Annotated in this window: 26 protein-coding genes; 19 read left to right on the top strand and 7 right to left on the bottom strand. The window is 61.2% G+C overall.

Going from position 1 to position 25583, the window contains the following annotated elements; genetic code table 11:
- Nucleotides 1-151: 151 nt before the first annotated feature.
- Complete coding sequence (locus RE418_RS05240) at nt 152-1615, top strand: serralysin family metalloprotease (RefSeq protein ID WP_025304892.1); 1464 nt, start codon at nt 152-154, stop codon at nt 1613-1615.
- Between the two features lie 54 nt (nt 1616-1669).
- A complete protein-coding gene (locus RE418_RS05235) occupies nt 1670-2047 on the top strand; it encodes an AprI/Inh family metalloprotease inhibitor (RefSeq protein WP_025304893.1) in 378 nt (125 codons plus the stop codon).
- A 40-nt stretch (nt 2048-2087) separates the two neighbouring features.
- Here RE418_RS05235 and RE418_RS05230 read toward each other — a convergent pair whose 3' ends face one another.
- On the bottom strand, nt 2088-2714 hold the full coding sequence (locus tag RE418_RS05230) for a lysoplasmalogenase (protein WP_025304894.1): 627 nt from the start codon (nt 2712-2714) through the stop codon (nt 2088-2090).
- 159 nt (nt 2715-2873) lie between these two features.
- On the opposite strand from RE418_RS05230, the gene RE418_RS05225 reads away from it, so the two are divergent.
- A complete protein-coding gene (locus RE418_RS05225) occupies nt 2874-3230 on the top strand; it encodes a DUF2500 domain-containing protein (RefSeq protein ID WP_025304895.1) in 357 nt (118 codons plus the stop codon).
- Between the two features lie 3 nt (nt 3231-3233).
- Here RE418_RS05225 and RE418_RS05220 read toward each other — a convergent pair whose 3' ends face one another.
- Together RE418_RS05220 and rsmD are read right to left on the bottom strand one after the other, a co-directional pair.
- Nucleotides 3234-3506: a DUF1145 family protein gene (locus tag RE418_RS05220; protein WP_004934327.1), complete on the bottom strand. Its 273-nt coding sequence runs from the start codon at nt 3504-3506 to the stop codon at nt 3234-3236.
- A complete protein-coding gene (gene rsmD, locus RE418_RS05215) occupies nt 3496-4116 on the bottom strand; it encodes a 16S rRNA (guanine(966)-N(2))-methyltransferase (protein ID WP_025304896.1) in 621 nt (206 codons plus the stop codon). Before rsmD ends, RE418_RS05220 begins: the two co-directional genes overlap by 11 nt.
- A gap of 242 nt (nt 4117-4358) precedes the next feature.
- Here rsmD and ftsY point away from each other — a divergent pair, with 242 nt between their 5' ends.
- From ftsY to rpoH, 4 genes are all read left to right on the top strand, one after another.
- Nucleotides 4359-5975, top strand: a complete 1617-nt coding sequence (gene ftsY / locus RE418_RS05210) for a signal recognition particle-docking protein FtsY (protein ID WP_089181530.1) — start codon at nt 4359-4361, stop codon at nt 5973-5975.
- A 5-nt stretch (nt 5976-5980) separates the two neighbouring features.
- Entirely contained in the window at nt 5981-6652 is a 672-nt protein-coding gene (ftsE, locus tag RE418_RS05205) for a cell division ATP-binding protein FtsE (protein ID WP_004934337.1), read from the top strand.
- The gene (gene ftsX, locus RE418_RS05200; RefSeq protein WP_025304898.1) at nt 6642-7595 is read left to right on the top strand and encodes a permease-like cell division protein FtsX; all 954 of its coding nucleotides are present in this window, start codon (nt 6642-6644) and stop codon (nt 7593-7595) included. Before ftsE ends, ftsX begins: the two co-directional genes overlap by 11 nt.
- Nucleotides 7596-7912: 317 nt before the next feature.
- Nucleotides 7913-8770, top strand: a complete 858-nt coding sequence (gene rpoH, locus RE418_RS05195) for an RNA polymerase sigma factor RpoH (RefSeq protein WP_004934345.1) — start codon at nt 7913-7915, stop codon at nt 8768-8770.
- 64 nt (nt 8771-8834) lie between these two features.
- Here rpoH and RE418_RS05190 read toward each other — a convergent pair whose 3' ends face one another.
- From RE418_RS05190 to panM, 3 genes are read right to left on the bottom strand one after another with little or no spacing between them, the layout of a single operon-like run.
- Nucleotides 8835-10847, bottom strand: coding sequence for a hypothetical protein (locus tag RE418_RS05190; RefSeq protein ID WP_399676257.1), 2013 nt, complete (start codon nt 10845-10847; stop codon nt 8835-8837).
- 43 nt (nt 10848-10890) lie between these two features.
- Nucleotides 10891-12108: a DUF3142 domain-containing protein gene (locus RE418_RS05185; protein ID WP_089181532.1), complete on the bottom strand. Its 1218-nt coding sequence runs from the start codon at nt 12106-12108 to the stop codon at nt 10891-10893.
- On the bottom strand, nt 12105-12497 hold the full coding sequence (gene panM / locus RE418_RS05180; protein WP_025304901.1) for an aspartate 1-decarboxylase autocleavage activator PanM: 393 nt from the start codon (nt 12495-12497) through the stop codon (nt 12105-12107). Before panM ends, RE418_RS05185 begins: the two co-directional genes overlap by 4 nt.
- Before the next feature lie 405 nt (nt 12498-12902).
- Between panM and RE418_RS05175 the strand changes: the two genes are divergently transcribed.
- The 12 genes from RE418_RS05175 to RE418_RS05120 all read left to right on the top strand — a co-directional run bounded on the left by RE418_RS05175 (nt 12903) and on the right by RE418_RS05120 (nt 25189).
- Nucleotides 12903-14018, top strand: coding sequence for a branched-chain amino acid ABC transporter substrate-binding protein (locus RE418_RS05175; RefSeq protein WP_025304902.1), 1116 nt, complete (start codon nt 12903-12905; stop codon nt 14016-14018).
- Nucleotides 14019-14135: 117 nt separating this feature from the next.
- Nucleotides 14136-15062: a high-affinity branched-chain amino acid ABC transporter permease LivH gene (gene livH / locus RE418_RS05170; RefSeq protein WP_089181533.1), complete on the top strand. Its 927-nt coding sequence runs from the start codon at nt 14136-14138 to the stop codon at nt 15060-15062.
- Nucleotides 15059-16342: a high-affinity branched-chain amino acid ABC transporter permease LivM gene (locus RE418_RS05165; protein WP_025304903.1), complete on the top strand. Its 1284-nt coding sequence runs from the start codon at nt 15059-15061 to the stop codon at nt 16340-16342. Before livH ends, RE418_RS05165 begins: the two co-directional genes overlap by 4 nt.
- Nucleotides 16339-17109 (top strand): high-affinity branched-chain amino acid ABC transporter ATP-binding protein LivG, encoded by a 771-nt coding sequence (gene livG / locus RE418_RS05160; RefSeq protein WP_025304904.1) that lies wholly within the window; start codon nt 16339-16341, stop codon nt 17107-17109. Before RE418_RS05165 ends, livG begins: the two co-directional genes overlap by 4 nt.
- A 1-nt stretch (nt 17110) precedes the next feature.
- Nucleotides 17111-17812, top strand: coding sequence for a high-affinity branched-chain amino acid ABC transporter ATP-binding protein LivF (livF, locus tag RE418_RS05155; protein WP_025304905.1), 702 nt, complete (start codon nt 17111-17113; stop codon nt 17810-17812).
- 44 nt (nt 17813-17856) lie between these two features.
- Complete coding sequence (locus tag RE418_RS05150; protein WP_089181534.1) at nt 17857-19044, top strand: PLP-dependent aminotransferase family protein; 1188 nt, start codon at nt 17857-17859, stop codon at nt 19042-19044.
- 187 nt (nt 19045-19231) lie between these two features.
- Nucleotides 19232-20551: a sn-glycerol-3-phosphate ABC transporter substrate-binding protein UgpB gene (gene ugpB / locus RE418_RS05145; RefSeq protein ID WP_089181535.1), complete on the top strand. Its 1320-nt coding sequence runs from the start codon at nt 19232-19234 to the stop codon at nt 20549-20551.
- A gap of 78 nt (nt 20552-20629) precedes the next feature.
- A complete protein-coding gene (ugpA, locus tag RE418_RS05140; RefSeq protein ID WP_015376293.1) occupies nt 20630-21517 on the top strand; it encodes a sn-glycerol-3-phosphate ABC transporter permease UgpA in 888 nt (295 codons plus the stop codon).
- Complete coding sequence (gene ugpE, locus RE418_RS05135) at nt 21514-22359, top strand: sn-glycerol-3-phosphate ABC transporter permease UgpE (RefSeq protein WP_025304908.1); 846 nt, start codon at nt 21514-21516, stop codon at nt 22357-22359. Before ugpA ends, ugpE begins: the two co-directional genes overlap by 4 nt.
- 5 nt (nt 22360-22364) lie before the next feature.
- On the top strand, nt 22365-23435 hold the full coding sequence (locus tag RE418_RS05130; protein WP_399675894.1) for a sn-glycerol-3-phosphate import ATP-binding protein UgpC: 1071 nt from the start codon (nt 22365-22367) through the stop codon (nt 23433-23435).
- Nucleotides 23435-24172, top strand: a complete 738-nt coding sequence (gene ugpQ, locus RE418_RS05125) for a glycerophosphodiester phosphodiesterase (RefSeq protein WP_089181537.1) — start codon at nt 23435-23437, stop codon at nt 24170-24172. Before RE418_RS05130 ends, ugpQ begins: the two co-directional genes overlap by 1 nt.
- 60 nt (nt 24173-24232) lie before the next feature.
- Nucleotides 24233-25189 (top strand): AEC family transporter, encoded by a 957-nt coding sequence (locus tag RE418_RS05120; RefSeq protein WP_025304911.1) that lies wholly within the window; start codon nt 24233-24235, stop codon nt 25187-25189.
- On the opposite strand, the gene RE418_RS05115 is transcribed toward RE418_RS05120, so the two are convergent.
- Nucleotides 25170-25499, bottom strand: coding sequence for a hypothetical protein (locus tag RE418_RS05115; protein ID WP_025304912.1), 330 nt, complete (start codon nt 25497-25499; stop codon nt 25170-25172). The genes RE418_RS05120 and RE418_RS05115 overlap by 20 nt on opposite strands.
- Between the last annotated feature and the right edge of the window lie 84 nt (nt 25500-25583).

The following is a 25583-nucleotide window of genomic DNA, read 5'->3' as shown; positions in this document are numbered from 1 at the left end:
GATATATATGCATTAATTCTACCTAACACACTGCCGGTAACGGCGCATAAGCCCCTTCCAGCAAGCTTGAGGTTCATTAACCGTGGCTTACGGGGAGGTTATGTCTATCTGTCTGATTGATATCAATCAGGTAATGAGTGGAATCGAACCAATGCAATCTACTAAAAAGGCAATTGAAATTACTGAATCCAGCCTCGCGGCCGCGACAACCGGTTACGATGCTGTAGACGACCTGCTGCATTATCATGAGCGGGGTAACGGGATTCAGATTAATGGCAAGGATTCATTTTCTAACGAGCAAGCTGGGCTGTTTATTACCCGCGAGAACCAAACCTGGAACGGTTACAAGGTATTTGGCCAGCCGATCAAATTAACCTTCTCCTTCCCGGATTATAAGTTCTCTTCCACTAACGTCGCCGGCGACACCGGGCTGAGCAAGTTCAGCGCGGAACAGCAGCAGCAGGCTAAGCTGTCGCTGCAGTCCTGGGCCGACGTCGCCAATATCACCTTCACCGAAGTGGCGGCCGGACAAAAGGCCAATATCACCTTCGGCAACTACAGCCAGGATCGCCCCGGCCACTATGATTACGGCACCCAGGCCTACGCCTTCCTGCCGAACACCATTTGGCAGGGGCAGGATCTGGGGGGCCAGACCTGGTACAACGTCAACCAGTCCAACGTCAAGCATCCGGCAACCGAAGACTACGGCCGCCAGACGTTCACCCATGAAATTGGCCATGCGCTGGGCCTGAGCCACCCGGGCGATTACAACGCCGGTGAAGGCAACCCGACCTACCGCGACGTCACTTACGCGGAAGATACTCGTCAGTTCAGCCTGATGAGCTACTGGAGTGAAACCAATACCGGTGGCGACAACGGCGGTCATTACGCCGCGGCTCCGCTGCTGGATGACATTGCCGCCATTCAGCACCTGTATGGCGCCAACCTGTCGACCCGCACCGGCGACACCGTGTACGGCTTTAACTCCAACACCGGTCGTGACTTCCTCAGCACCACCAGCAACTCGCAAAAAGTGATCTTTGCGGCCTGGGATGCGGGCGGCAACGATACCTTCGATTTCTCCGGTTACACCGCTAACCAACGCATCAACCTGAACGAGAAGTCGTTCTCCGACGTGGGCGGCCTGAAGGGCAACGTGTCGATCGCCGCCGGTGTGACCATTGAGAACGCCATTGGCGGTTCCGGCAACGACGTGATCGTTGGCAACGCGGCCAATAACGTGCTGAAAGGCGGCGCGGGTAACGACGTACTGTTCGGCGGCGGCGGGGCGGATGAGCTGTGGGGCGGTGCCGGTAAAGACATCTTCGTGTTCTCTGCCGCCAGCGATTCCGCACCGGGCGCTTCAGACTGGATCCGCGACTTCCAGAAAGGGATCGACAAGATTGATCTGTCGTTCTTCAACAAAGAGGCGCAGAGCAGCGACTTCATTCACTTCGTCGATCACTTCAGCGGCGCGGCCGGTGAAGCGCTGCTGAGCTACAACGCGTCCAACAACGTGACCGATTTGTCGGTGAACATCGGGGGTCATCAGGCGCCGGACTTCCTGGTGAAAATCGTCGGTCAGGTAGACGTCGCCACTGACTTTATCGTGTAACGCAGCAACGGAGCGCCCGGCGCAGTCTCGGCCGGGCGTGATGTGGGAGCCGGTATGAAAGGTACTTTAACGCGCGCCGCCCTGGCGGCGGGAGGCATGATGGTGACGAGTGCGGTGATGGCCGGCAGTCTGGCGCTGCCGACCGCGCAGTCGCTGGCGGGGCAATGGCAGGTAGCCGACAGCGAAAGGCAATGCCAAATCGAGTTTCTGGCCAATGAGCAAAGCGAGACCAACGGCTACCAGCTGGTGGATCGGCAGCGTTGTCTGCAAAGCGTATTTGCGGCCGAGGTGGTGGGCTGGCGCCCGGCGCCGGACGGCATCGCCCTGCTGCAGGCGGATGGCAGCACGCTGGCGTTCTTCTCGCGCGACGGCGATCTGTACCGCAATCAGCTGGGTGCGGGTGATGCCCTGACGTTGAAAGCGCTGGCTTGATGAAGAAACGGGTTCGGCGCGCCGAACCCGCGGCAGGTCTCTACAGGTAGAGCGAACGCACGATCAGGAAGTGGCCGGAAAAGTAACAGAAAGCCACGATGGCGTCCGCCGCGCGGAAGGTGAAGCGGTAACGGTTGAGCAGCCAAACCACGTTGGCCAGCAGCAGCAGCGAGGTGCCGGCCAGCAGCGAGAAGCCGAAATCGGTGCTGCGCAGGAAATATTGCTCGCCTGCCAGCCAGACCATCAGCAGCGTCATCGCCACGTAGGTGACGATTGGCCAGCGCATCTCTTCCAGCCGGGTCCAAAGGGTGGCCAGCAGCAATGCACCGATCGCCAGCAGCGCCAGCGGCAGCGGCCAGAACAGACTGAACGTCATCTGGCTGGCGAAACTCAGGGTGTACAGCAAGTGGGACAGGAAAAAGGCGCCGATGGCGTACAGCACTCGCTCGCGCGGCAGCAGGAGCAGCGCATCGCCGATCAGCGTCGCCAGCAGGCCGAGTACGATCAGATAACCCGCCGCGCTGAGCACCGGCGCCTGCCAGGCAAGCAGCAACAGCAGCAACAGCGTGACGGGTTTGAACACCCAACGCTGCCAGCGCGGCCCGCGGTAAGAGGCGTCGACGAACAGCCAACCGGAAAAGAATACGGCAAGGAACGGCCAACTCATTGATGTCATCCTTATGTAGGAGGGAGCCGCAACCACCGGCTCCAAACTGTCACCCATGTCACTTCTTATTTCAGTGTAGGTAGCCTGCCGACGATCGACAATGCTTTCTTGAGAATGCTATGTTTACGCCGATTTGGCCGTGAAGGAAATGGGAAACCGATGAGTAAGCCACCGTTATTTTTTGTCGCCGTCATTGCGTTGATCGCCGTGCTGGCCACGCAACGCTACTTCAAACAGCGCCAGCAGGAGGCGGAAAACGATCGTGCGCCGATGCGCAGTCTGCAGGTGACGGTGAGCGACAAGCGGAGCTTCCCGGTCGCCAAGACCCGTGCGCCGCAGCGCGAGCCGTTGGTCAACGAGCCGATGTATTACGAGGTGGTGTTCAGCCCGAACCAGGGCGGTGAAGACATTACGCTGCGGCTGAAGCAATGGCAGTACAACCCGATAGAAAAAGGCGCGCACGGCACGTTAAACATGCAGGGCACGCGCTTCGTCTCGTTCACCGTTCAGCCGTAGCGGTCACTTTTTCTTGATGGGCGGCTGTTTCTTTTGCCAGGCCAGCAGCTCAAACACGCCAAAGATAAAGATCTTGGCCTCTTGCCAGTAGCTGATCGGCTGATCCTTCGGCTGGGTGGATTTCAACAGCACCAGCTGCAGGCCGTGCATCACCACCATAAAAAACAGCGCCACGTCGATGAAATACTTCAGCGGCTTGGGAAACGGATGGAACAGGTTAGAGAGCAGGAAGCCCCATACGCACAGCATCAGCAGGCGGCCCAGATTAATCAGCATGGTCGGTTTTCTCTTTCGAACGAAGATAAAGGCGATAAGCCACCTGACCGGCGACCTTCTCCCGGTGCAACTGCCAGCTGGCAGGCACGTCCGCCGCGGCGCTTTCCGCCTCGGCTTCTACATAGATCCATGCCTCGTCGGCCAGCCAGCCACGCTGCTCCAGCAACAAGACGGTCTCCGCCAGCAGGCCTTTGCGAAACGGCGGATCGAGGAACACCACGTCAAACGGTTGACCGTCGCCCGCCAGCCAGCTCAGCGCGTTGGTGTTGATAACCACCCCTTTGCCCTGCAGCAGCGCCAGATTTTTTTCCAGTTGCTGAGCCACCGGCCGTTCGAATTCCAGCAGCGTGGCGCTGCCGGCATAGCGCGATAGCGCTTCCAGCCCTAGTGCGCCACTGCCGGCGAAGCAGTCCAGGCAGCGCGCGCCCTGAATCACCGGCGCCAGCCAGTTGAACAGGGTTTCACGCACCCGATCGGTGGTGGGGCGCAGCCCCGGGCTGTTTGGCACCGGGAGTTTGCGGCCGCGCCATTGGCCGCCGATGATGCGGATCTGTCCGGCTGCGGCCTGGGGCGGCTTTTTGGCCGCGGCCCGTGGCGAGAGTCTTGTCATAAGCGTTGTTTGATTTCTTTTGCGGCGCGGGGCCGCAGAGGTTAACGAAAAGTTGTCCCTATTCTACCGGTGACGGGCGTCGGGGGGAACGGTAAAACGTTGTTGTCTGATTTCACACCGGAAAGCATGCCGGATGCGTGTTGCTGCGCGAGGGAAAGTGATAGACTCGGCGGATTATTGTCAGCATATATCCTTCAGGTATGTAGGGTAAGCGAGCCTTCGGTACGGAGTAGAGTCATAACATGGCAAAAGATAAGAAACGTGGGTTTTTCTCCTGGCTGGGCTTTGGCCAGAAGGAAAAGGAAGAAGAGCAACAGCAACCTGAGCAGCCGGTAGAGCAGGCGGAACCTCAGGCCGCGGAGACGCCGGCTGAACCGGCCGCCGCCAAGCTGGATGACAAGCTCCCCGCCCAGGAATCTGAACCTGCCGCCTCCGTCGACACCCCGGGGGAGTGGGATAACGGTCAGGCCGGCGAGCAAATCGCGGAAAACCTGCCGGCGGCGGCTGAACATCCGGCGGCGCCGCAAGCGTTGGCTGAAGAGATCGTCAGCGTCACCGAGCAAGTGGTGGCGCAGCAGCAACCGGTGGTTGAACCTGAGCCGGTCGTCGAACCTGAGCCGGTCGTCGAGCCTGAGCCGGTCGTCGAACCTGAGCCGGTGGTTGAGCCTGAGCCGGTGGTTGAGTCCGAGCCGGTCGTCGAACCTGAGCCGGTGGTCGAGCCTGAGCCGGTGGTTGAACCCGAGCCGGTGGTCGAACCTGAGCCGGTCGTTGAACCCGAGCCAGTGGTTGAGCCCGAGCCGGTGGTTGAACCCGAGCCAATCGTCGAACCTGAGCCGGTCGTTGAACCCGAGCCAATCGTCGAACCTGAACCGGAGCCGGAAGAAGCGCCGCTTGAACCTGTGGTGCCGGCCGCTGCGCAAGAGCAGGAACGCCCGACCAAAGAAGGCTTCTTCGCTCGCCTGAAACGCAGCCTGCTGAAGACCAAGCAAAACCTCGGTTCCGGCTTTATGGGGCTGTTCCGCGGTAAAAAGATCGACGACGACCTGTTCGACGAGCTGGAAGAACAGCTACTGATCGCCGACGTCGGCGTGGAGACCACGCGCAAGATCATCACCTCCCTGACTCAGCACGCCAGCCGCAAGCAGCTGAAAGACGCTGAAGCGCTGTACGGCAAGCTGAAGGAGGAAATGTCCGAAATTCTGGCCAAGGTCGATCAGCCGCTGGATGTCAGCGGTAAAACCCCGTATGTCATCCTGATGGTCGGCGTGAACGGCGTGGGTAAAACCACCACCATCGGCAAGCTGGCGCGTCAGTTCCAGGCGGAAGGCAAGTCGGTGATGCTGGCGGCGGGGGATACCTTCCGCGCCGCCGCGGTGGAGCAGCTGCAGGTGTGGGGCGAACGCAACCGCATTCCGGTGGTGGCGCAGCATACCGGCGCGGATTCCGCTTCGGTGATCTTCGATGCGGTGCAGGCCGCCAAGGCGCGCGGCATCGATGTGTTGATCGCCGATACCGCCGGCCGTCTGCAGAATAAATCGCATCTGATGGAAGAGCTGAAGAAGATCGTCCGCGTCATGAAAAAACTGGACGACCAGGCCCCCCATGAGGTTATGCTGACGCTCGATGCCAGCACCGGCCAGAATGCGGTCAGTCAGGCGAAATTATTTAATGAGGCCGTGGGCTTAACCGGCATCACGCTGACTAAACTGGACGGTACCGCCAAGGGCGGGGTGATCTTCGCCATCGCCGATCAGTTCGGTATCCCGATCCGCTATATCGGCGTCGGGGAAGGCATCGAAGATTTGCGGCCGTTTAAGGCTGACGATTTTATTGAGGCACTTTTTGCCCGAGAGGATTAATACGGATGATTCGCTTTGAACAGGTCAGTAAAGCTTATCTGGGCGGACGGCAAGCGCTGCAGGGGGTTGATTTCCATCTGCGCCCGGCGGAAATGGCGTTTCTGACCGGCCATTCCGGCGCGGGGAAAAGTACCCTGCTGAAACTGATTTGCGGTATCGAACGGCCCAGCGCCGGCCACATCTGGTTTGGCGGGCACGACATCAGCCGTTTGAAAAACCGCGAGGTGCCGTTCCTGCGTCGGCAGATCGGCATGATCTTCCAGGATCACCACCTGCTGCTGGATCGCACGGTGTATGACAACGTGGCGATGCCGCTGATCATCGCCGGCGCCAGCACCGAAGATATCCGCCGCCGCGTTTCCGCCGCGTTGGACAAAGTCGGTTTGCTGGATAAAGCTAAAAACTTCCCGATTCAGCTGTCCGGCGGTGAGCAGCAGCGCGTGGGCATCGCCCGTGCGGTGGTGAACAAGCCGGCGGTGCTGCTGGCGGATGAACCGACCGGTAACCTGGATGATGCGCTGTCGGAAGGCATTCTGCGCCTGTTTGAAGAATTCAACCGCGTCGGCGTGACCGTACTGATGGCGACGCACGACACCGGGCTTATCGCCCGTCGCAATTACCGCATCCTGACGCTGAGCCAGGGCCGCATGCAGGGGGGCGCTCACCATGGCCAATAACGCAAAAACCGCCAAGAGCAAGGCGCTGCGCGGCGGCTGGCGCGAACAGTGGCGTTACGCCTGGATGAACGCCATCAAAGACATGCTGCGCCAGCCGTTGGCGACGCTGCTGACGGTGATGGTGATCGCCATCTCCCTGACGCTGCCGAGCGTGTGCTACATCGTGTGGAAAAACGTCAGCACCGCGGCCAGCCAGTGGTACCCGACGCCGCAACTGACGGTCTACCTGGATAAATCGCTCGATGACGACGCGGCGCTGAAAGTGCTCGACGCCATCAAGGCGGAAGCCGGCGTGGAGAAGGTGAACTACCTGTCGCGTGAAGAAGCGCGCGGCGAGTTCCGTAACTGGTCGGGCTTTGGCGGCGCGCTGGACATGCTGGAAGAGAACCCGTTGCCGGCGGTGGCGATCGTCACGCCGAAGATGAGCTTCCAGAGTTCGGACACCCTCAACACCCTGCGCGATCGCGTAGCGGCGGTGCAGGGCGTGGAAGAAGTGCGTATGGATGACAGCTGGTTTGCCCGCCTGGCGGCGCTGACCGGGCTGGCGGGCCAGATCGCGGCGATCATCGGCGTGCTGATGATCGTGGCAGTGTTCCTGGTGATCGGCAACAGCGTGCGTCTGAGCATCTTCAGCCGTCGCGACACCATCAACGTGATGAAGCTGATCGGCGCCACCGACGGCTTTATTCTGCGGCCGTTCCTCAACGGCGGGGCGATGCTGGGCTTTGCCGGCGCGCTGCTGTCGCTGGTGCTCTCCGGCGCGCTGGTGTGGCAGCTGGAGTCGGTGGTCGTCGGGGTCGCCAAGGTATTCGGCACCACCTTCACCCTGCACGGGCTGGGCTGGGATGAGGCGCTGTTGCTGCTGATCATCTCCGCGATGATCGGCTGGATCGCCGCCTGGCTGGCGACGGTGCAACATTTACGCCGATTTACACCACAGTAAGATTTTTTTGGTATACTCTTCTCCTGCTGCTTTTGATCGCGTTGCGGGAGAAGAGTGACCTCAAGCGAAGTCAGCACCATCCCTCTCTTCTTAGCGCACAAATTCCCTATCGGCCTGCACCCTCGTCACGTATTGTCAGCAACAATGCTTGCAAAAAAGGGTGAACTTATAGGGCGGAGTACGGTCAAAAATTGCAGCAAATGTTAAGGTGCCCGGCGTGTGGAACCGCTTTTGCTTCAGCAACTGCCGTAGAATCAATCATTTCCCCGCTGTAATAATCACCTGCATGATTTTGTATTCTCATAGAGAGGGTTTGAATGACCAAAGAAATGCAAACTTTAGCCTTAGTACCCCAAGGTAGCTTGGAAGCCTATATCCGGGCAGCCAACGCCTATCCGATGCTGACGGCAGAGGAAGAGCGGGAGCTGGCTGAACGGCTGCATTATCAGGGCGATCTGGATGCCGCTAAGCAGCTCATCCTGTCTCACCTGCGCTTTGTCGCTCATATTGCCCGCAACTATTCAGGCTATGGTCTGCCACAGGCGGATCTGATTCAGGAAGGCAATATCGGCCTGATGAAAGCCGTTCGCCGCTTCAACCCTGAAGTCGGCGTGCGTCTGGTTTCCTTTGCGGTGCATTGGATTAAGGCGGAAATCCACGAGTACGTATTGCGCAACTGGCGCATCGTGAAAGTGGCGACCACCAAAGCGCAGCGCAAGCTGTTCTTTAACCTGCGCAAAACCAAACAGCGTTTGGGCTGGTTCAACCAGGACGAAGTGGAACTGGTGGCCCGCGAGCTGGGCGTAACCAGCAAAGACGTGCGCGAGATGGAATCGCGCATGGCGGCGCAGGACATGACGTTCGATCCGACTCCGGACGACGAGGCCCGCGATGGCCAGTCGATGGCGCCGGTGCTGTACCTGCAGGACAAAAGCTCGGACTTCGCCGAAGGCATCGAGGAAGATAACTGGGAAAGCAACGCCGCAGACAAACTGGCCTATGCGCTGGAAGGTCTGGACGAGCGCAGCCAGCATATCATCCGCGCCCGTTGGCTGGATGATGACAACAAATCGACGCTGCAGGAGCTGGCCGATCAGTACGGCGTTTCCGCCGAACGCGTGCGTCAGCTGGAAAAGAACGCCATGAAGAAACTCAAAATGGCGATCGAAGCCTGAGTCGATGCGAGATTCGATAAAAAAAGCCCGGCAAGCCGGGCTTTTTAGTGCCTGAAATTCGGCGTTATGGCGCCACGGCGGTGAAGTCCGGCGCCGGGCAGCCGTAGCCGAATTTCGCCGCCCACGGATAACGGGTGCCGGTGTTGATATAGCGCTGATAAAGCGCACGGCCGGTTTTGGCATCACGCTTGATAACCCAGCTGGCAGCGTTACACAACACGGCGGCATAGGCCTGGCTCTTCGGCGGCAGCAGATCGGCCGCCTGTTGCGCCAGCCCCACCGCCTGCCAGCGATAGTGCAGGAAACGGTTGTCTTCCTCCGGTAGCGCCGCCTTGGCGCGCGCCGCTTCTGCGCTGTCGATCCAGCTTTTATGCTTTAGCTCGCGAGTATCGAACGCATCCCCCAGATAGGAATAGCCGGCGCCATAGATGGCGTAATCCGGCGTCATCTCATACCCGGTAAACTCCAGCCCCTGGGCGCGCAGCAGGTTGGCGGCGCGATAGTAAGCCTGCGCGCGCGTCAGCGGCGCGGCGGATTTGTCCTTGGCGGCCTTCAGTTCGTCGGCGAACTGCTGCGCCGCTTGCCGGTAGTTGGGGATATCGAAATAGGCCAGCGCTTCCGGCGCTCGTCCGACGCGCATCAGCCGCCGCGCCAGCAGTTCGCGCAGCTGCACTTCCGGCGTGATCTGCTGGCCGCCGTAGTCGTCCGGATTAACCGGCTTGAGCGGCGTCGTCGGCGCCGGGGCGTGCTTATCGACAAAGCCTTTCAACTCATCGACGGTCAGCACCCGCTCCGCCACGTCGGCCACGTCGGCCCAGTAGAGCGCTTTGCCGCGATACAGCAGGTCCATCGCCTGCAGATAGTCGCCGCGGTTCAGCGCCAGGATGGCCTGTTCGCCGGCCACCCGGCACTCGGGCACGATGGTTTCTGCGACGAAGTCGGCGTTGCGTTGTTCACCCCAGCTTTCGTCGGCGGGGAACGCGCTTGCCGCCTTGGCGTAGGCGGCAGTGGCGGCTTTCACGTCGCCGTCGCGCAGCGCCATTTTCGCGCGCAGCCACCACGCCAGGCCGCTGTCGCCGGCGTTTTTCAGCAGGCTCGCCGCCATCGGGTACTGCCCCGAACGGTAAGCCAACGCCGCCAGCCGATCGCTGCCGGCGAAGCCGCTTTTCACTGAGCCGTCCAGCAGCGTCAGGATCTGGCTGATGATCTGGGCGGAGCGGCCGTTGCCGTCGGTATCTGCCATTTGCAGGTTGCCGCTGCGCGCGAACAGCTCAATGGTCACCAACTGCTGGATCAACGGATCGCCGATAATCTGTTTCAGCGTGTCCAAATGGTCGGGGTTGACCAGGAGGCTGGAGACGTACTGCAGCGACTGCCCGCCGTTCGGATCGCCCTGCGCCGCCTGTTGCGCATAGAGGTGGGCGGCGGGGGCGACGTCACCCAGCCACAGGTGGATGCGCGCCTGCTGCCCAAGGCTGCTCAATGCCAACTGATCGGGATCGGCGGCGCCGCTTTTCACCCGGTCGATCACCTGCTGGAATGCCGTCAGCGCCTGTTCAAGTTCGGCTTTAGGCGGATGCTCGGCGGCGGGAACTGCTTCACCGGATTCATTCACCGGTGTACCGTGGTCAGCCATCAGGACGCGGCCAAGCGAATACTGCGCCCGCAGTCCCCAGTCGCTCTGCTCGGCGGCCGGTAGCTTCAGCACCTGCTGGAAATAGTCTGTGGCGCGCGGATCGTGGCTGGCGAAAGCGACGGCGCCCAGTTGATAGAGACGCGCGGCGTTGGACAACCCCTGCGTATTGACGGCGTCAGCCTCTTCCACCGTTTTGGCTGCGCGCATTTTACCGATCGCGATCGTTTCCGGCGATTGCGGCATCGGTTTCGGCGGCATCGGCGGCGGCGGAGCTTGCCAGTGCGGCAACTGTTTATCCATCGGCACCAGCCGGCCGGCTTCGAAGGCGAAATTGCCCTCCGGCATATACAGTAGGGTACCGTTGCGGTCGATCAGCAGCCGGTTAGGAAAATCCGGGCCGCAGGCATAGCCGCTCAGCGGCAGTGCGGCGCCGATCAGCATGGCCAGCGGAAGAAGGCGGCGGGTGTTCCGTGCCGCGCGCGAATCAAGGTGTGACAAGGGTGCCTCCTGGCGTCAGTTGTTGGCAGCGCAGCCAACCCAACGGCCGGGATTGCCCGGCGCGCAGTTGGTCGCTGCTGATGCGAATAAAGCGTTGCTGTTGCGGTGCGGATTCCAGCCGGTAGTTGCCGACCGCGTCCGCCGCCAGGCAGTCGTCGGCGCGGATGACCACCTCTTGCGGCAGCGGGGCATCTACCGGCCCGTTGTTATGAATTATCAGGTCATACAGCCCGTTTTGCTGTGGCTGGGGCCTAAATTTTACTTGCCAGTCGACATTCAGCGGCCGCCGTTCGATCACTGCTCGCAGCGTGGCGAGCGACCAGGCGCGCCGATCGTCCGCCAGCGGCAGTCGGAACCAGATAATGCCGCGCAGCCGGGGCGGCGTTTGCTGCGCCAGCGTTTGCAGAAAATCGGCGATCTGCTGCGGCGCGACCGTCAGCTCACGGCCGTTGCCCGCCACGCGCAGCGAGGATTCGCTCTCCACCTGCGCGCCCTGCGCATCAAACCCCAGCAGCGCCATGCCGTAGGCCGGCAGCGCGACGCGAAACGGCTTCGGTGTGACGGCAGCGTACTGCCGCACCCAGCGCAGCGCCAAGGGGCCGTCAAACAGCCCCTGCTGCGGCGAGAGCACCGCATGCACCTGCAGGACGGAACTGTCGGCCTGTTGCAGTACGCCGGGCAGGTTGGGTGAGCCGATCCAGGCCGGTAGGGCGGTGATGCCGAGTTGCAAAGCGGCGGGCAGCCGTTGGCGCAGCCGCTGCAGAAAGCGTTGGTAGTCCGGCAGGCGGGCGGTGGCGGCATCATGATCGATCTCGATGCCGGTGACGGGCAGCCCGGCCGCCTGCCAGCGCTGGGTGAGCGCCAGCAGGCGCTGGATAATGGCCTCTTGATCCAGCTGCGGCAGTTGGCCGTCGAGGCGGGCTACCAGCCAGAGTGGGTGGCCGTCCTGCTTCAGCAGGCTGAGATCGGCCGGGATTTCCCGCCAGCCTTCGCGTGGATGCACCTGCAGCGCCAGCACCCGCAGCCCGGTAAACAGATCGCGGCTGTGCGCCAGCGCATCGGCGTGTTGCGGCGTCCAAACTCGCTGCCAGACATAAACCTGCTGATCCCAGCCTGAGGCCAGGCGCAGCGCCTGCTGGCGCCCGGCGAACCAGGCCGCCAACCCCAGCGCAATCAAGACCAGCGCCGCCAGCCGGCGCTTCATTTTTGCCAGAGATCGCCTTGCGGTGCGAAGCCGCAGGCGCGCATGAAGTTATCGACTTCCCCACGTTCACGCGGCGCCAGGCCGGCGGTCGACAGCTGCCACTGGGCGACCTGCGGCAGCTGACGCTGTGCATCCTGCACCAGATAAAGACCGACGCCGCGGCGGCGCGTCACTTCGCGTACCAGCAGATCCTGCAGCTCGGCGCGGTCGTCCTGCAGCGCAATTTTCACCGCACCCAGCAGACGCTCGTTGAAGCGGGCGGCAAACAGCGCCTTGTCGTCGCTCAGCCAGCCTTGCCACTGTTCCGGCTGCTGGTGCGGCCAAATTTTACCGAGGTCGATAAGGTCTTGCGGGGACAGCGCGGTTAGGCGCTCGATGGTCAGTTTCATGCAGAATTTCCGCGCAGCTAAATGATGTCGACAGTGTAATAGATCTTGTGCAGAGCGTTGTGTAAGTTTTTCTGTACGATTACTGTGCAATATGTTTTTTGCACGGGGCATTTTCCGAGTAAATAGTTAGTAAACGGATTGTTAACCAGCACAACGCACTACGCCTAAAGGTAAAGAGCGCAGATTTAATTCGAATTTTATCCTGTTTACACCGCTTGTTTCTGCCAGATGAAGTTGATTTGCAGAAGAAAATTCCTGTTTAATGGCATGAAAAATAAAGTCTTATTAGAAAATAATGCCGACAAAACGCCTAAATCATTATTACTTATAACAAAAGCGGTCAATAACGATCGGGCGCAGGCAAACACAACAGGTACGTTCACAACGACAGATGGGGATTTGCGGATGAAATTAACAACAGGTAAGGCACTGCTGGCGGGTTGTATTGCGATGGCCATGAGCCAGGCGGCCATGGCGAAAGACATCAAGGTGGCGATCGTCGGGGCAATGTCCGGCCCGGTCGCGCAGTATGGCGACATGGAGTTTACCGGCGCGCGCCAGGCGATTGCCGACATTAACGCCAAGGGCGGCATCAAGGGCGACAAGCTGGTCGGCGTGGAATACGACGACGCCTGCGACCCGAAACAGGCAGTTGCGGTCGCCAACAAGGTGATCAACGACGGCATTCGCTACGTGATCGGCCACCTGTGCTCCTCATCCACCCAGCCGGCGTCCGATATCTATGAAGACGAAGGCGTGATCATGATTACCCCGGCGGCCACCAACGCGGATCTGACTACCCGTGGCTACAAGATGATCCTCCGCACCACCGGCCTGGATTCGGATCAGGGCCCGACCGCCGCCAAATACATCCTCAGCGACATCAAGCCGAAGCGCATCGCCGTGGTGCACGACAAGCAGCAATACGGCGAAGGCCTGGCGCGCTCGGTGCGCGACAGCCTGAAAAAACAGGGCACCGAAGTGGCGATGTTCGAAGGCATCACCGCCGGCGACAAAGACTTCTCCACCTTGGTGGCGCGCCTGAAGAAAGAAAATATCGACTTCGTGTACTTCGGCGGTTACTACCCGGAAATGGGGCAGATCCTGCGTCAGGCCAAGCAGGCCGGGTTGACCACTCGCTTCATGGGGCCGGAAGGCGTGGGCAACTCCTCGCTGTCCAACATCGCCGGCGCCGCCTCGGAAGGCATGCTGGTGACGCTGCCGAAACGCTACGATCAGGTGCCTGCCAACCAGCCGATCGTCGATGCGCTGAAAGCCAAGAAGCTGGATCCGACCGGCCCGTTCGTCTGGACCACCTATGCTGCGCTGCAGTCGCTGACCACCGGCATGGAGCGCAGCGGCAGCCAGGAGCCGGCGGACATCGTCAAGGATCTGAAAACCGGCAAGCCGGTGGAGACCGTGATGGGGCCGCTGACCTGGGATGACAAGGGCGATCTGAAAGGCTTCGAGTTCGGCGTGTTCGAATGGCATGCCAACGGCACGTCCACACCGATCAAATAAGCCATAATGATTAGGGTGGGGCGCGGCTTGTTGCGCCCGGCGGGCCGGCTTGCCGGCCCCGTCTCCCTTTACCCGCCGGTTCTGCGCCGGCGGGTTTCGCAGCCAAGGGTTCAGAGTATGTCAGAGCAACTCCTCTATTTTCTGCAGCAGATGTTCAACGGTTTAACGTTGGGCAGCACCTATGCATTGATCGCCATCGGTTACACCATGGTTTACGGCATCATCGGCATGATCAACTTCGCCCACGGCGAGGTGTACATGATCGGCAGCTATGTCTCCTTTATCGTTATCGCCGCCCTGATGATGCTCGGCATCGACGTCAGTTGGCTGCTGATCGGCGCCGCGTTCCTGGTCTCGATCGTTATCGCCAGTGCCTACGGCTGGAGCATCGAACGGGTGGCCTACAAGCCGGTGCGCAACTCCAAGCGCCTGATTGCGCTGATCTCGGCCATCGGCATGTCGATATTCCTGCAAAACTACGTCAGCCTGACGCAGGGCTCACGCGATCTGGCGCTGCCTAGCCTAGTGACCGGCCAGTGGGTGCTGGGAGAAAGCAACGGCTTCGCCGCCACCATCAGCACCATGCAGCTGACCATCTGGCTCGTGACCTTCCTGGCGATGCTGGCGCTGACGCTGTTTATCCGCTATTCACGCATGGGCCGCGCCTGCCGCGCCTGTGCGGAAGATCTGAAGATGGCCAGCCTGCTGGGCATCAACACCGACCGGGTGATCTCGCTGACCTTCGTTATCGGAGCGGTGATGGCGGCGGTGGCCGGGGTGTTGCTCGGCCAGTTCTACGGCGTCATCAACCCTTACATCGGGTTTATGGCCGGTATGAAAGCCTTCACCGCCGCGGTTCTGGGCGGCATCGGCAGCATTCCCGGTGCGATGATTGGCGGCCTGGTACTGGGCGTGGCGGAAGCGCTGACCTCTGCCTACCTGAGCACCGAATACAAAGACGTGGTGTCGTTCGCGCTGCTGATCGTGGTGCTGCTGATCATGCCGACCGGCATCCTCGGGCGTCCGGAGGTTGAGAAAGTATGAAACTCAATCTGCTCAATGCGCTGATCGCCACGGCGGTGCTGTTCGTGATGGCGTCGTTCCTGATGGGCATGCAGCTCAGCCTGGACGGCACCAAGCTGGTGGTGCACGGCGCGGCGGAAGTGCGCTGGATGTGGATCGGCATCGGCTGCGTCATCGTCTTTTTCTTCCAGCTGTTGCGCCCGCTGCTGCAGCAGGGATTGAAAAAAGTCTCCGGCCCGGCGTTCGTGCTGCCGAGCTTCGACGGCACCACGCCGCGGCAAAAGCTGCTGGCGGCTTTGCTCATCGTCGCGGCGGTCGCCTGGCCGTTCCTGGTCTCGCGCGGCACGGTGGATATCGCCACCCTGACGCTGATCTACGTGATGCTGGGCCTCGGCCTCAACGTGGTGGTGGGCTTGTCCGGTCTGCTGGTGCTCGGCTACGGCGGTTTCTACGCCATCGGCGCCTACACCTACGCGCTGCTGAATCACTATTACGGCCTCGGCTTCTGGGAGAGCCTGCCGTTGGCGGGTATCGTCACCGCCGCCTTCGGCTTCCTGCTCGGTTTCCCGGTGCTGCGGCTGCGCGGCGACTATCTGGCGATCGTGACGCTCGGCTTCGGTGAGATCGTGCGCATCCTGCTGCTGAACAATACCGAGATCACCGGCGGGCCGAACGGCATCAGCCAGATCCCGAAACCGACCTTCTTCGGCCTGGAGTTCAACCGCAGCCTGCGCGACGGCGGCTGGGATACCTTCCATAACTTCTTCGGCCTGAAATACGATCCGAGCGATCGCATCGTATTCCTGTACCTGGTGGCGCTGCTGCTGGTGGTGCTGACGCTGTTCGTCATCAACCGCCTGCTGCGCATGCCGCTCGGGCGCGCCTGGGAAGCGCTGCGCGAAGACGAGATCGCCTGCCGCTCGCTGGGCCTCAGCCCGACGCGCATCAAGCTGACCGCCTTTACCATCAGCGCCGCTTTCGCCGGGTTTGCCGGCACGCTGTTTGCCGCGCGCCAGGGGTTCGTCAGCCCGGAATCCTTCACCTTCGTCGAGTCGGCCTTCGTGTTGGCGATCGTCGTACTGGGGGGTATGGGCTCGCAGTTCGCGGTCATTCTGGCGGCAATCCTGCTGGTGGTGTCGCGCGAGCTGATGCGCGATCTGAATGAGTACAGCATGTTGCTGCTGGGTGCGCTGATGGTGCTGATGATGATTTGGCGGCCGCAGGGGCTGTTGCCGATGAAACGGCCGCAGTTGAAGCTGCAGGCGGCGGACATTCACGCGGGCAAGGGGGAACAGGCATGAGCGTTCAACCTTTACTGCAGGTAGAGGGCCTGTCGATGCGTTTCGGCGGGCTACTGGCGGTCAACAATGTGGCGCTGACGCTGAACGAAGGCGAAATCGTGTCGCTGATCGGCCCCAACGGCGCCGGTAAGACCACGGTGTTCAACTGCCTGACCGGTTTTTACCGCCCGACCGGCGGCACCATCAAATTGCGCGATCGCCACCTGGAAGGGTTGGCGGGGCAGGCCATCGCCCGCATGGGCGTGGTGCGCACCTTCCAGCATGTGCGGCTGTTCCGTGAAATGACGGTGATTGAGAACCTGCTGGTGGCGCAGCATCAGCACCTGAAAAGCGGCGTGTTCGCCGGGCTGCTGAAAACTCCGGCCTTCCGCCGCGCCGAAGCTGAGGCGCTGGCGCGTGCGGCGGAGTGGCTGGAGCGCGTCGGCCTGCTGGAGATGGCCAACCGTTCGGCGGGCAACCTGGCCTACGGGCAGCAGCGGCGGCTGGAGATCGCCCGCTGCATGGTGACCCGGCCGGAGCTGCTGATGCTGGACGAACCGGCCGCCGGCCTCAACCCGAAAGAGACCGACGAGCTGGATCACCTGATCGTCGAGCTGCGCGATCGGCATAAGGTCTCGGTGTTGCTGATCGAGCACGACATGAAGCTGGTGATGGGCATTTCCGACCGCATTTACGTGGTGAATCAGGGCACGCCGCTGGCGCAGGGCACACCGGCGGAGATCCGCAACAACCCGGACGTGATCCGGGCTTATTTGGGCGAAGAATAATATGTTGTCATTCAATCAGGTATCCGCCCATTACGGCAAAATTCAGGCGCTGCATCAGGTCAGTCTCACGATAAGTCAGGGCGAAATCGTGACGTTAATCGGCGCCAACGGCGCCGGTAAAACCACGTTGCTCGGCACCTTGTGCGGCGAACCGCGCGCCAGCGAAGGCAGCATCGTCTTTCAGGACCAGGACATCACCCAGTGGCAAACCTCGCGCATCATGCGCGAAGCGGTGGCGATCGTGCCGGAAGGGCGGCGCGTCTTCTCGCGCATGACGGTGGAAGAAAACCTGGCGATGGGCGGCTTCTTCGCCGATCGCCAGCAGTATCAACAGCGCATTGAACGGGTGTTCACGCTGTTCCCGCGCCTGCTGGAGCGCCGAAGCCAGCGTGCCGGCACCATGTCCGGCGGCGAACAGCAGATGTTGGCCATCGGCCGCGCGCTGATGAGTCAGCCGAAGTTGCTGCTGCTCGACGAGCCCTCGCTGGGGCTGGCGCCGATCATTATCCAGCAGATTTTCGACATCATTCAGCAACTGCGGGAAGAGGGCATGACCATCTTCCTGGTGGAGCAAAACGCCAATCAGGCGCTGAAATTGGCGGACCGCGGTTATGTGCTGGAAAACGGCCGCGTGGTGTTGGAAGATACGGGGGCTGCATTGTTAGCCAACGAAGCAGTGAGGTCGGCGTATCTGGGCGGTTAATCCGCCCCCCTACGAATTAAAATAATCAGGTACGAGAAGAAGAAATGAAGACAGAAGGGTTACTCGCGCAGCGCATCGTTAACGTAAAAAGTTCGGCCATCCGTGAATTGCTTAAGCACAGCAAGATGGAACACGTCATTTCGCTGGCGGGCGGCATCCCCTCTGATGCGCTGTTCGATTTCGAAGGATTGAGCATCGCCACCCAGCAGGCGATCACCGAACAGCCGAAAAGCGCGTTCCAGTATGGCCTGACCGAAGGCAGCCCGCTGCTGCGTGAGCGTATTTGCGCGCTGTGCGCCGAGCGCGGCGTCACCGCTGGCGCGGAAGAGGTAATGGTCACCGCCGGCTCTCAGCAGGCTCTGGATTTGGTGATGCGCGCCATCGTCAACCCAGGCGATGTGTTCGTGGTGGAGCGCCCGACCTACCTGGCGGCGCTGCAAACGCTGGAGCTGGCGGAGGCCAACATCATGTCGGTCTCGTCCGACAGCGACGGCATGGTGGTGGAAGAGCTGGCCGAGCTGCTGAAAACCCAGCGCATCAAGGGCGTGTACGTGGTGCCGAACTTCGGCAACCCCAGCGGCATCACCCTCAGCGCCGCGCGCCGTGAACTGCTGGTGAAGCTGGCTGCTGAACATAACTTCCTGATCATCGAAGACGATCCGTACGGCGAATTGCGTTTCACCGAAGAGCGCCACCCGACGCTGCATCAGGTGTCACAGCAGGTGCTGGGCAACACTGACCACATCATCTATACCTCGACCTTCTCCAAGATCCTGGCGCCGGGCCTGCGCTTGGGCTGGGCGATCCTGCCGCCGTTCCTGCTGCACAAAGTGGCGATCATCAAACAGGCGGCGGATCTGCACGCCAGCGCGTTGTCGCAGAGCATCGTCGAATGCTATCTCGGCCTGGATCGCCTGCCGGCGCAGATCGACAAGATCCGCGCCGCTTACAAGCAAAAGGGCGAGATCCTGGCCGGTTTGGTGGAGCAGGAGCTGGGCGACTACATCACCTTCGATAAGCCGAAGGGCGGCATGTTCCTGTGGGCGCGCTTCCGCCAGCCGTTCAACGCCACCGAATGGCTGAACACGACCTTGCAGCAGGGTGTGGTGTTCGTGCCGGGGGAATACTTCTTCTCCGACAACCCGGATCGTTCAACCTTCCGCCTGTCGTTCGCCACCGCCACCGAGCAGCAGATGCAAGAAGCGGCGGCGCGCCTGCGCCGTTCGCTGTAATCCTCGCGGCGGCGGAGCCCATGCCCGCCGCCGACATCAAACCGCCATCTTCACTTCACCTTGCCGTCATGTGGCTGTCATATAACGGTTATTTTTCTGTCATCCGCGCATGGCATGTTAGCTTCCGAACAAAAAACTGATTCTTTTCGCTCACGCGCTTTTACACCAGCTTTTTCAGGAGTTAGGCATGCTCACCTACGCTATTCGCAAAACCACGCTGTGCGTCGCGTTGACCCTGGCGGTCAGCACTCAGGCGCTGGCGGCGACAGAAATCCCGTTCTGGCATTCAATGGAAGGTGAACTGGGTAAGGAAGTGGATTCCCTGGCGGATCGCTTCAATCAGTCGCACAGCGACGTCAAGATTGTGCCGGTTTATAAAGGCAACTACGAACAGAGCCTGGCGGCGGGCATCGCTGCTTACCGCTCCGGCAAGGCGCCGGCGATCCTGCAGGTTTACGAGGTGGGCACCGCCACCATGATGGCCAGCAAAGCCATCAAACCGGTCTATGAAGTGTTTAAAGAGGCCGGCATCAACTTCGACGAGTCGGTGTTCGTGCCGACGGTGGCCGGCTATTACACCGACAACAAGAGCGGACATCTGCTGTCGCAGCCGTTCAACAGCTCCACGCCGGTGCTGTACTACAACAAAGATGCCTTCAAAAAGGCCGGCCTAAACCCGGACCAGCCGCCGAAAACCTGGCAGGAGCTGGCGGCGGATACCGCCAAGCTGCGTGAGGCCGGCATGAAGTGCGGCTACGCCAGCGGCTGGCAGGGTTGGATCCAGCTGGAGAACTTCAGCGCTTGGCACGGCGTGCCGTTCGCCAGTGAAAACAACGGTTTCGGCGGCACCAACGCCAAGCTGGAGTTCAACCAACCGCTGCAGGTCAAGCACATCGCGCTGCTGGAGGCGATGAACAAGAAGGGCGACTTTACCTACTTTGGCCGCAAAGACGAATCCACCGAGAAGTTCTATAACGGCGACTGCGCCATCACCACCGCCTCTTCCGGTTCGCTGGCGGACATCAAGCACTACGCCAAATTCAACTACGGCGTCGGCATGATGCCGTACGACGCCGACGCGAAAAACGCGCCGCAGAACGCCATCATCGGCGGGGCCAGTCTGTGGGTGATGAACGGCAAAGACGCCGCCACCTACAAGGGCGTGGCCGAGTTCCTGCAGTACCTGGCGCAGCCGGAAATCGCCGCCGAATGGCACCAGAAGACCGGCTATCTGCCGATCACCACCGCGGCTTACGATCTGACCAAGCAGCAGGGCTTCTACGACAAGAACCCGGGTGCCGACGTCGCCACTCGCCAGATGCTGAACAAGCCGCCGTTGGCGTTCACCAAGGGCCTGCGCCTGGGCAACATGCCGCAGATCCGCAGCGTGGTGGATGAGGAGCTGGAAGGCGTGTGGACCGGCAAGAAAACGCCACAGCAGGCGTTGGACGCCGCCGTACAGCGCGGTGACGTGCTGCTGCGCCGCTTCGAAGCATCGACCAAGTAACCCTGCGTCGCGAGCCCGACAGACCGGGCTCGCATCTTCACGCCGATCCTTCCTTACCCGATCAATGGTTTAACTGCTATGTCATCTTCCCGTCCCGGTTTCGGCTGCAGCTGGTTGCCCTATGCGTTGGTGCTGCCGCAGCTGCTGATTACCGCCGTCTTCTTTTTATGGCCCGCCGGCGAAGCGCTGTGGTATTCGGTGCAGAGCCTCGATCCGTTCGGCCTATCCAGCCAGTTTGTCGGGCTGGATAACTTTAAACAGCTGTTCCAGGATCCTTACTACCTCGACTCGTTCTACACCACGCTGATCTTCAGCTTCCTGGTGGCGGGCATCGGGCTGGCGGTTTCGCTGTTCTTCGCCGCGCTGGTGGACTACGTGCTGCGCGGCAGCCGCCTCTATCGCACGCTGATGATCCTGCCCTACGCGGTGGCGCCGGCGGTGGCGGCGGTATTGTGGATCTTTCTGTTCAACCCCGGCCTGGGGCTGATCACCCATTTCCTCAACGGGCTGGGCTATAACTGGAACCATGCGCAAAACAGCGGCCAGGCGATGTTCCTGGTGGTGCTGGCCTCGGTATGGCAGCAGATAAGCTATAACTTCCTGTTTTTCCTCGCGGCGCTGCAGTCTATCCCGCGTTCGCTGGTGGAAGCGGCAGCCATCGACGGCGCCGGCCCGGTGCGGCGCTTCTTCCATCTGGTGCTGCCGCTGATCGCGCCGGTGAGCTTCTTCCTGCTGGTGGTCAATCTGGTGTACGCCTTCTTCGATACCTTCCCGGTGATCGACGCCGCCACCGGCGGCGGGCCGGTGCAGTCCACCACCACGTTGATCTACAAGATCTACCGCGAAGGCTTCGCCGGGCTGGACCTCTCCAGCTCCGCCGCACAGTCGGTGATCCTGATGCTGTTGGTGATCGGCCTGACGGTGATCCAGTTCCGCTTCGTTGAACGTAAGGTGCGCTATCAATGATTGAGAATCGACGCGGGCTGGACATCTTCAGCCATGTGATGCTGGTTATCGGCGTGCTGGTGGTGCTGTTCCCGCTGTACGTGGCCTTTGTCGCCGCCACGCTGGATGACAAACAGGTGTTTCAGGTGCCGATGACGCTGGTGCCCGGCGGCCACCTGTGGGAGAACATTCGCAATATCTGGCAGGGCGGCGTGGGCAACCTCAAGGTGCCGTTCTCGCTGCTGCTGCTCAACAGCGTGATCATGGCGTTGGCGATCACCTGCGGCAAAATCGCGGTGTCGGTACTGTCGGCTTACGCCATCGTGTATTTCCGTTTCCCGCTGCGCAGCCTGTTTTTCTGGCTGATTTTCCTCACCCTGATGTTGCCGGTGGAAGTGCGCATTTTCCCGACGGTGGAGGTGATCTCCAACCTCAACCTGCTGGACAGCTACACCGGCCTGACGCTGCCGCTGATGGCCTCGGCCACCGCGACCTTCCTGCTGCGCCAGTTCTTCATGACGCTGCCGGATGAGCTGCTGGAGGCGGCGCGCATCGACGGCGCCGGGCCGATGCGTTTCTTCTGGGACATCGTGCTGCCGCTGTCGAAAACCAATCTGGCGGCGCTGTTTGTCATCACCTTTATCTACGGTTGGAACCAATATCTGTGGCCGATCCTGATCACCAGCGACGCTTCGATGGGCACCGCGGTGGCGGGCATCAAGAGCATGATCTCCACTTCCGGCGCGCCGACCCAGTGGAACCAGGTGATGGCGGCGATGATTCTAACTTTATTGCCACCGCTGGCGGTGGTGCTTCTGATGCAGCGCTGGTTTGTGCGCGGTCTGGTTGATAGCGAGAAATAACGACGATGGCAGGATTAAAACTACAGGCGGTCACCAAGTCTTACGACGGTAAAACGCCGGTGATCAAACAGATCGACCTCGACGTGGCGGACGGTGAATTCATCGTGATGGTCGGCCCGTCCGGCTGCGGCAAATCTACGCTGCTGCGTATGGTGGCCGGGCTGGAGCGCACTACCAGCGGCGATATCTATATCGATACCCGGCGCGTGACCGATCTGGAGCCCAAGGATCGCGGCATCGCGATGGTGTTCCAGAACTACGCGCTCTATCCGCACATGATCGTGTACGACAACATGGCTTACGGCCTCAAGATCCGCGGTTTCAGCAAGGAACATATCCGCCAGCGGGTGGAGGAAGCGGCGCGCATCCTGGAGCTGGAGCCGCTGCTCAAGCGCAAACCGCGCGAACTTTCCGGCGGCCAGCGCCAGCGGGTAGCGATGGGGCGCGCCATCGTGCGCGAACCGGCGGTATTCCTGTTCGATGAGCCGCTGTCCAACCTGGACGCCAAGCTGCGGGTGCAGATGCGCCTGGAGCTGCAACAGCTGCACCGCCGTCTGAAAACCACCAGCCTGTACGTGACTCACGACCAGGTGGAGGCGATGACGCTGGCGCAGCGGGTGATCGTGATGAATAAGGGCGTGGCGGAGCAGATCGGCACCCCGAGTGAAGTGTACCAACGGCCGGCTTCGCTGTTCGTCGCCGGCTTTATCGGCTCGCCGGCGATGAACCTGCTGCCCGGCACCCTGAGCGCCGACGGCGGCCAGCTGCTGTTGGCGGACGGCATGACGCTGCCGTTGCCGGCGGCCAAGCCGCAGTGGGCGGGGCGGCCGTTGACGCTGGGCATTCGGCCGGAGCATATTCAATTGGTGGCGCAAGGCCAGGGCGTGCCGCTGCAGCTGCAGACGCTGGAACTGCTGGGAGCCGACAATCTGGCGCACGGCCAGTGGGGCGGTCACGGGGTGATCGCGCGGCTGTCGCATGAAACCTTGCCGACGGCGGGCAGTACGCTATATTTGCAGCTGCCTGCTCAGGCGCTGCACTTCTTTGACACCCACAGCGGATTACGGATGGATTGATGACGAGACCCTGGCCTTACCCTCATATCGTTGCCCACCGCGGCGGCGGTTCTCTGGCGCCGGAAAACACCCTGGCGGCGATCGACGTCGGCGCGCGCCACGGCCACAAGATGATCGAGTTCGACGCCAAGCTGGCGCAGGACGGGCAAATTTTCCTGCTGCACGACGACACGCTGGATCGCACCAGCAACGGTTGGGGCGTGGCGGGCGAGCTGCCGTGGGACAAACTGGTGCAGCTGGACGCCGGCAACTGGTACAGCTCGGCCTTCAAGGGCGAGCGGTTGCCGCTGCTGTCGGAGGTGGCGGAACGCTGCCGGGAACACGGCCTGATGGCCAATATCGAGATCAAACCGACCACCGGCAGCGACGATGAAACCGGCCGGGTGGTGGCGCTGGCGGCGCGGTTGCTGTGGCAAGGGCAGACCGATCCGCTGCTTTCTTCCTTCTCGGTAGAAGCGCTGGCGGCGGCGCAGCGCACCGTGCCGGATTTGCCGCGCGGCCTGCTGCTGGAGGCCTGGGACGACAACTGGCGCGAGCTGACCGAACGCTTGGACTGCGTCTCGCTGCATATCGACCACAAAGTGCTGACCGCCGAGCGGGTGAAAGCGTTGAAAGACGCCGGGCTGCGTATTTTGGTGTATACCGTCAACCAACCGGATCGCGCGCGCCTGCTGCTCGACTGGGGCGTTGACTGCATTTGCACCGACCGGATAGATTTGATTGGCCCGGCTTTTTAATCCGGCGCCGATGAATCCCGCGACGACAAGCCTTGCCGCCGCACCACCGGAAGGAATGCGATGCCTGGCTTTATCCTGTCACTGTGGCACCAGATCGTGCTGTCTTTACCGCTGTTCGTCCTGATCGCATTGGGTTATGGGCTGATTCGCTGGGGGAAATGGCCCTCCAGCATCACCGATGGCCTGACGCGCTTCGTGTTTTCCCTCGCCTTGCCCGCCATGCTGTTTCGCATGATGTGCGACTTCTCGCAGCGCCCGGCGGTCGACGCCCGGCTGCTGATCGCGTTCTTTGGCAGTTGCCTGATCGTATTTGTGCTTGGCCGCCTGGTCGCCCGGCACCTCTTCCGGTTGGATGGCGTCGCCGGATCGGTGTTTGCGTTAGGCGGTATTTTCTCCAATAACGTGATGCTCGGTTTACCTATCGCCAGCGTAATGCTGGGGCAGGCGGCGATCCCGTCGGTGGCGCTGGTGCTGGTGTTCAACGGCCTGATCCTGTGGACGCTGGTGACGGTGTCGATCGAATGGGCGCGCAACGGCTCGCCGACGTTGAGTGGTTTCGCTAAAACCGCGCGCAGCGTGCTGACCAACCCGCTGATCGTCGGCATTTTGTCCGGCACGCTGTTTAGCCTGACCGGCTTGCCGCTGCCGGACTTCGTCGATCGACCGGTCAGCATGCTCGGCCAGGTGGCGGCGCCGCTGTCGCTGGTGGTGCTTGGCATGGGGCTTGCCGAGTACCGCATCAGCGAAGGCTGGCAGCTGAGCAGCGCCATCTGCGTGCTGAAGTTGCTGGTGCAGCCGCTAGTGATTTGGCTGCTGGCCTGGATGATGGATCTGCCGCCGATGGAAACCCGCGTTGTTGTGCTACTTGGATCGATGGCGGTGGGGGTGAACGTCTACCTGATGTCGCGCCAGTTCAATACGCTCACCGGCCCGGCCGCCACCAGCCTGGTGATGTCCACCGTGCTGGCGGCGATCACCACGCCGCTGATCCTCACCGTTATGGGCGTGCGGGCGTAGCCGGCATCGGCGCCTGCGGCACCGCCGGTGCGGTGCGATTGAACGGATCGCGCGGCTGGTTGCCGTTAGGCAGCAACTGCCCGCCGTTCGGCGTGGTTTGCATCAGCTGTTGCCGCTGATTGTCGAACTGCCGCTGTTGCTGCAGGCGGCGTTGATCCATCTGCCGGTTGTTCAACAAGCGCTGTTGCTGCGCTTGCTGGTTGTTTTGGTTGAGTAACTGCTGCTGTGAGCGCAGGTCGGTTACGCCGTTGGCCGCCGCCGCCAACCCAGGCAGCAACAGCAGAGCGAACAGAATGTGAGACGTTTTCATGATGGTTACCTCGCCTTTTTATTAAGCCTAACCCAGCGGTGAAATTTTGCCGGTAGTTTGTCTTTTGTTCAGATGTAAACTGCC

This window comes from Serratia sp. szju (assembly GCF_044594185.1).
GTDB lineage: Bacteria > Pseudomonadota > Gammaproteobacteria > Enterobacterales > Enterobacteriaceae > Serratia > Serratia bockelmannii.
Note: the sequence above shows the minus strand (reverse complement) of the source record. Positions and strands in the feature narration are given on the sequence as shown.

What these genes read in the sequence shown, in the direction of transcription:
- RE418_RS05175 (WP_025304902.1), top strand. Translation starts at nt 12,903, where the DNA reads ATGAAATTAACAACAGGTAAGGCACTGCTGGCGGGTTGTATTGCGATG.
- ugpE (WP_025304908.1), top strand. Translation starts at nt 21,514, where the DNA reads ATGATTGAGAATCGACGCGGGCTGGACATCTTCAGCCATGTGATGCTG.
- livH (WP_089181533.1), top strand. Translation starts at nt 14,136, where the DNA reads ATGTCAGAGCAACTCCTCTATTTTCTGCAGCAGATGTTCAACGGTTTA.
- livF (WP_025304905.1), top strand. Translation starts at nt 17,111, where the DNA reads ATGTTGTCATTCAATCAGGTATCCGCCCATTACGGCAAAATTCAGGCG.
- livG (WP_025304904.1), top strand. Translation starts at nt 16,339, where the DNA reads ATGAGCGTTCAACCTTTACTGCAGGTAGAGGGCCTGTCGATGCGTTTC.
- ftsX (WP_025304898.1), top strand. Translation starts at nt 6,642, where the DNA reads ATGGCCAATAACGCAAAAACCGCCAAGAGCAAGGCGCTGCGCGGCGGC.
- ugpA (WP_015376293.1), top strand. Translation starts at nt 20,630, where the DNA reads ATGTCATCTTCCCGTCCCGGTTTCGGCTGCAGCTGGTTGCCCTATGCG.
- ugpQ (WP_089181537.1), top strand. Translation starts at nt 23,435, where the DNA reads ATGACGAGACCCTGGCCTTACCCTCATATCGTTGCCCACCGCGGCGGC.
- RE418_RS05220 (WP_004934327.1), bottom strand. Translation starts at nt 3,506, where the DNA reads ATGCTGATTAATCTGGGCCGCCTGCTGATGCTGTGCGTATGGGGCTTC.
- RE418_RS05230 (WP_025304894.1), bottom strand. Translation starts at nt 2,714, where the DNA reads ATGAGTTGGCCGTTCCTTGCCGTATTCTTTTCCGGTTGGCTGTTCGTC.
- RE418_RS05115 (WP_025304912.1), bottom strand. Translation starts at nt 25,499, where the DNA reads ATGAAAACGTCTCACATTCTGTTCGCTCTGCTGTTGCTGCCTGGGTTG.
- RE418_RS05185 (WP_089181532.1), bottom strand. Translation starts at nt 12,108, where the DNA reads ATGAAGCGCCGGCTGGCGGCGCTGGTCTTGATTGCGCTGGGGTTGGCG.
- RE418_RS05190 (WP_399676257.1), bottom strand. Translation starts at nt 10,847, where the DNA reads ATGCTGATCGGCGCCGCACTGCCGCTGAGCGGCTATGCCTGCGGCCCG.
- panM (WP_025304901.1), bottom strand. Translation starts at nt 12,497, where the DNA reads ATGAAACTGACCATCGAGCGCCTAACCGCGCTGTCCCCGCAAGACCTT.
- RE418_RS05240 (WP_025304892.1), top strand. Translation starts at nt 152, where the DNA reads ATGCAATCTACTAAAAAGGCAATTGAAATTACTGAATCCAGCCTCGCG.
- RE418_RS05120 (WP_025304911.1), top strand. Translation starts at nt 24,233, where the DNA reads ATGCCTGGCTTTATCCTGTCACTGTGGCACCAGATCGTGCTGTCTTTA.
- RE418_RS05225 (WP_025304895.1), top strand. Translation starts at nt 2,874, where the DNA reads ATGAGTAAGCCACCGTTATTTTTTGTCGCCGTCATTGCGTTGATCGCC.
- rpoH (WP_004934345.1), top strand. Translation starts at nt 7,913, where the DNA reads ATGACCAAAGAAATGCAAACTTTAGCCTTAGTACCCCAAGGTAGCTTG.
- RE418_RS05165 (WP_025304903.1), top strand. Translation starts at nt 15,059, where the DNA reads ATGAAACTCAATCTGCTCAATGCGCTGATCGCCACGGCGGTGCTGTTC.
- RE418_RS05130 (WP_399675894.1), top strand. Translation starts at nt 22,365, where the DNA reads ATGGCAGGATTAAAACTACAGGCGGTCACCAAGTCTTACGACGGTAAA.
- RE418_RS05150 (WP_089181534.1), top strand. Translation starts at nt 17,857, where the DNA reads ATGAAGACAGAAGGGTTACTCGCGCAGCGCATCGTTAACGTAAAAAGT.
- ugpB (WP_089181535.1), top strand. Translation starts at nt 19,232, where the DNA reads ATGCTCACCTACGCTATTCGCAAAACCACGCTGTGCGTCGCGTTGACC.
- rsmD (WP_025304896.1), bottom strand. Translation starts at nt 4,116, where the DNA reads ATGACAAGACTCTCGCCACGGGCCGCGGCCAAAAAGCCGCCCCAGGCC.
- ftsY (WP_089181530.1), top strand. Translation starts at nt 4,359, where the DNA reads ATGGCAAAAGATAAGAAACGTGGGTTTTTCTCCTGGCTGGGCTTTGGC.
- RE418_RS05235 (WP_025304893.1), top strand. Translation starts at nt 1,670, where the DNA reads ATGAAAGGTACTTTAACGCGCGCCGCCCTGGCGGCGGGAGGCATGATG.
- ftsE (WP_004934337.1), top strand. Translation starts at nt 5,981, where the DNA reads ATGATTCGCTTTGAACAGGTCAGTAAAGCTTATCTGGGCGGACGGCAA.